Raw genomic sequence first — 4252 nt, forward strand, 5'->3', positions numbered from 1 at the left:
GGCGCACGGTTCGGCCCGTGCGCCCGTATCGACTACGACGCCCCGTGGGGGCTTCTTGGTTGCTTCTTTACCTGGCGGTTTCTGTCCGCGGGTTGTCCTGACGGGCAGGAATCGCGTTTTTCGGCAGGGCTACTGGGCGCTCTGTCCGAGGGCCTCGGCCTGGAGGGCGGCGAGGTCGGCGCAGCCTCCGGTGGCGAGGTCGAGGAGTGCGTTGAGCTCCTTGCGGTCGAAGGGCTCGGCCTCGGCGGTGCCCTGGACCTCGACGAAGCGGCCGTCGCCGGTGCAGACCACGTTCATGTCGGTCTCGGCGCGGACGTCCTCCTCGTAGCAGAGGTCGAGGAGGGGGGTGCCGTCGACGATGCCGACGCTGACGGCGGCGACGGTGCCGGTGAGGGGCTTGCGGCCGGGCTTGACGATCTTTTTGGTCTGGGCCCAGGCGATGGCGTCGGCGAGGGCGACGTAGGCGCCGGTGATGGCGGCGGTGCGGGTGCCGCCGTCGGCCTGGAGGACGTCGCAGTCGAGGACGACGGTGTTCTCGCCGAGTGCTTTGTAGTCGATGACGGCGCGCAGGGAGCGGCCGATGAGGCGGCTGATCTCGTGGGTGCGGCCGCCGATCTTGCCGCGTACGGATTCGCGGTCGCCGCGGGTGTTGGTGGAGCGGGGGAGCATGGAGTATTCGGAGGTGACCCAGCCTTCGCCGCTGCCCTTGCGCCAGCGGGGGACGCCTTCGGTGAAGGAGGCGGTGCAGAAGACCTTGGTGTCTCCGAAGGAGATGAGGACGGAGCCCTCGGCGTGCTTGCTCCATCCGCGTTCGATGGTGACGGGGCGGAGCTGTTCGGGGGTGCGGCCGTCGATGCGAGACATGGGCCGAGCCTATCGGCAGATGGGTGAGGGGCCTGTTCCGCTCGGTCGGAATCAGGCCCCTCGTGCGTCGGTGTCCGCTCAGGTCACATCATGTCTTCGATGTCGGCGGCGATCGGGTCGGCGTCGGTGCCGATGACGACCTGGACGGCGGTGCCCATCTTGACGACGCCGTGGGCGCCGGCGGCCTTGAGGGCGGCTTCGTCGACAAGGCTGGGGTCCGCGACCTCGGTACGGAGGCGGGTGATGCAGCCTTCGATCTCCTCGATGTTGTCGATTCCGCCGAGCCCGGCGACGATCTTCTCAGCCTTGCTGGCCATGTCTTTCTCCCTGCGTTCGGAGCGTTGAGCGTCCGGCCCACCGCCTCGGCCCACCGTAGGTCCGGGTTGTCACGGTAACGCACGGTTGGCCTATCTTCACGGGCGAGTAACCGTCTTGTATCGAAAGATGACGATCACCGGTGCCCTGTCTCGCGACCGGGCCCCAGGACCGTATCGCGACTGGTCTACACCAGTCTGCAACAGCTGCCAAACCAGGCCTGTTCCGGGAGGAAGCCGATGAGCACCGAGAGCGCGGCGGCGCCGCGGCGGAAATGGTGGAACGGACTCTTCCAAGGACTTCAGAAGGTCGGCCGCAGCCTGCAGCTCCCGGTCGCCGTGCTGCCCGCGGCGGGTCTGCTGGTCAGCCTCGGCAACCTGTTCGACGCCTCGTTGGACGGCCCGTTCTGGGATCGGACCGCGGAGGTCCTGATCAAGGGCGGGGGCGGCATCCTCGACGGCAGCCTGGGCCTGCCCCTGCTGTTCTGCATCGGCGTCGCGATCGGCTTCGCGAAGAAGGCCGACGGTTCGACCGCCCTCGCAGCGGTGGCGGGCTTCCTCGTGTACTACAACGTCCTGCGGGCCTTCCCGGTCGACGGCACGGTGACGGAGGCGATGCCGGACGGCACCCCGCAGAATCCGGGGGTGCTCGGCGGCATCCTGATCGGTCTGCTGACGGCCGTGATCTGGCAGCGGTACCACCGCACCCGGCTGGTGGACTGGCTGGGCTTCTTCAACGGGCGCCGGCTCGTCCCGATCATCATGGCGTTCGTCTGCTGCGTGCTGGGGGTGCTGTTCGGTCTGCTGTGGGACCCGGTGGGCGACGCGCTGACGGCCTTCTCGAAGCGGCTGATCGACCTCGGGGCCTGGGGCGCGGGGATCTTCGGCGTCGCGAACCGGCTGCTGATCCCGGTCGGTATGCACCAGTTCCTGAACACGTTCTTCTGGTTCCAGGCGGGTGAGTACCAGGGCGAGGACGGCACGGTGGTGCAGGGCGACCTGACCCGCTTCTTCGCGGGGGACCCCGACGCGGGTCTTTTCATGTCGGGCTTCTTCCCGATCATGATGTTCGGCCTCCCGGCGGCCGCCCTCGCGATCACCCACTGCGCCCGGCCGGAGCACCGCAAGCGGGTGGGCGGCCTGATGTTCTCGGTCGGCCTGACGTCGTTCGTGACGGGCGTGACGGAGCCGATCGAGTTCTCGTTCATGTTCGTGGCGCCGCTGCTGTACGGGCTGCATGCGCTGCTGACCGGGGCGTCGATGGCGATCACGTGGGCGCTGGGGGTGCACGCGGGCTTCAGCTTCTCCGCGGGTCTGATCGACTACGTCGTCAACTGGCACCTGGATACGAAGCCGTGGCTGATCCTGCCGATCGGCGCGGGGTTCGCGGTGGTCTACTACGTGGTCTTCCGGCTGGCGATCACTTTGTTCAACATCCCTACACCTGGGCGCGAGCCGGAGGAGATCCAGGAGGAGATGGACCGGGAGGCGACCAAGTAGAGGCCGCCGACCAGGCAGGGAAGGCCTCCGGGAGCCCGGCTCCCGGAGGCCTTTTGCACGCATTGACCGGATCGTTATCGGGTCCGGAAAATTCGCAGGTTCCTTATCTAACCCTCACCGTGCTACAACAGGTCTACACCACTCAATGGTGTAGACCATGCGGTCCAGACCACAGGCCGCATTCCCCTTTTTGAGACGCCGCCCTCCCCGTAGTCCTGTCCTCCGGCGGCGCCTTGCCCACTGGAGGAAGTTGATGTCCACGGCCAGCGCCGCCCCAGAGGCGGACAAGAAGAAGACGGGCGCAGGCGTGATGGCTGTCATGCAGCGCATCGGCCGCAGCCTGATGCTGCCCGTCGCCGTGCTGCCCGCCGCCGCGCTCCTGGTGCGCTTCGGCCAGGCGGACATGCTCGGCAAGGAGTCGTTCCCCGAGTTCATCACCAAGATCGCCGGTTACATGGCGGCCGGTGGTGGCGCTCTGCTCGACAACATGCCGCTGCTGTTCGCCGTCGGCATCGCCATCGGCTTCGCGAAGAAGTCCGACGGTTCGACCGCGCTCGCTGCCGTGACCGGCTACCTGGTCTTCAAGAGCGTGCTGGCCCAGTTCACGGACAGCAACCTGCCGAAGGTCGCCGCCGTCGCCGACGGCAAGATCGTCATGAACGAGGCCCCGGTCAACGCCGGTGTGCTCGGCGGTGTGGTCATGGGCATCGTCGTCGCCCTGCTGTACCAGCGCTTCTACCGCACCAAGCTGCCCGACTGGGCGGGCTTCTTCGGCGGCCGGCGCCTGGTCCCGATCCTCTCCGCCTTCGCGGGTCTGGTCATCGGCATCGTCTTCGGCCTGATCTGGCCGTGGCTCGGCGCCGGTCTGCACAACCTCGGTGAGTGGCTGGTCGGCTCCGGCGCGGTCGGCGCGGGCATCTTCGGTGTCGCCAACCGGGCCCTGATCCCCGTCGGCATGCACCACCTGCTGAACTCGTTCCCGTGGCTCCAGGCCGGCTCCTACGAGGGCAAGAGCGGCGACATCGCCCGCTTCCTCGCCGGCGACCCGACGGCCGGACAGTTCATGACCGGCTTCTTCCCGATCATGATGTTCGCCCTCCCGGCGGCCTGCCTCGCGATCGTGCACTGCGCCCGCCCCGAGCGCCGCAAGGTCGTCGGCGGCATGATGTTCTCCCTCGCGCTGACCTCGTTCGTCACCGGTGTGACCGAGCCGATCGAGTTCACCTTCATGTTCATCGCGCCGGTGCTGTACGCGATCCACGCCGTGCTGACGGGTGTCTCCATGGCGCTGACCTGGGCGCTCGGGATGAAGGACGGCTTCGGCTTCTCCGCCGGCGCGATCGACTTCCTGCTCAACCTCGGTATCGCGTCCAACCCGTGGGGCCTGGCCCTGGTCGGCCTCTGCTTCGCGGCGGTCTACTACGTGGTGTTCCGCTTCGCGATCACCAAGTTCAACCTCCCCACGCCGGGCCGCGAGTCCGACGAGGAGCTCGCCGAGCTGCAGAAGGCCGAGGCGAAGTAGTCCTCGCGTCACCAAGGCCAAGGCCCCTGTCCTCCGTCGGGAGGGCAGGGGC

The 4252-nt window shown here is 67.9% G+C and carries 4 protein-coding genes; 2 read left to right on the forward strand and 2 right to left on the reverse strand.

Annotation, left to right across the window (positions count from 1 at the left end):
* Positions 1 to 129: 129 nt before the first annotated feature.
* Both rph and ACWGH4_RS32190 read right to left on the reverse strand, forming a co-directional pair.
* Positions 130 to 864 carry a ribonuclease PH gene (gene rph / locus ACWGH4_RS32185; protein WP_441265511.1) on the reverse strand — a complete coding sequence of 245 codons (735 nt, stop codon included), beginning with the start codon at positions 862 to 864 and terminating at the stop codon, positions 130 to 132.
* Positions 865 to 947: 83 nt separating this feature from the next.
* Positions 948 to 1235 (reverse strand): PTS glucose/sucrose transporter subunit IIB, encoded by a 288-nt coding sequence (locus tag ACWGH4_RS32190; protein ID WP_268247311.1) that lies wholly within the window; start codon positions 1233 to 1235, stop codon positions 948 to 950.
* Positions 1236 to 1418: 183 nt separating this feature from the next.
* Between ACWGH4_RS32190 and ACWGH4_RS32195 the strand changes: the two genes are divergently transcribed.
* Together ACWGH4_RS32195 and ACWGH4_RS32200 are read left to right on the forward strand one after the other, a co-directional pair.
* Positions 1419 to 2678 carry a PTS transporter subunit EIIC gene (locus tag ACWGH4_RS32195; protein WP_453467103.1) on the forward strand — a complete coding sequence of 420 codons (1260 nt, stop codon included), beginning with the start codon at positions 1419 to 1421 and terminating at the stop codon, positions 2676 to 2678.
* Between the two features lie 253 nt (positions 2679 to 2931).
* Positions 2932 to 4200 (forward strand): PTS transporter subunit EIIC, encoded by a 1269-nt coding sequence (locus ACWGH4_RS32200; protein WP_441265509.1) that lies wholly within the window; start codon positions 2932 to 2934, stop codon positions 4198 to 4200.
* Positions 4201 to 4252: the final 52 nt, after the last annotated feature.

This window comes from Streptomyces sp. NPDC054847, from assembly GCF_053610925.1.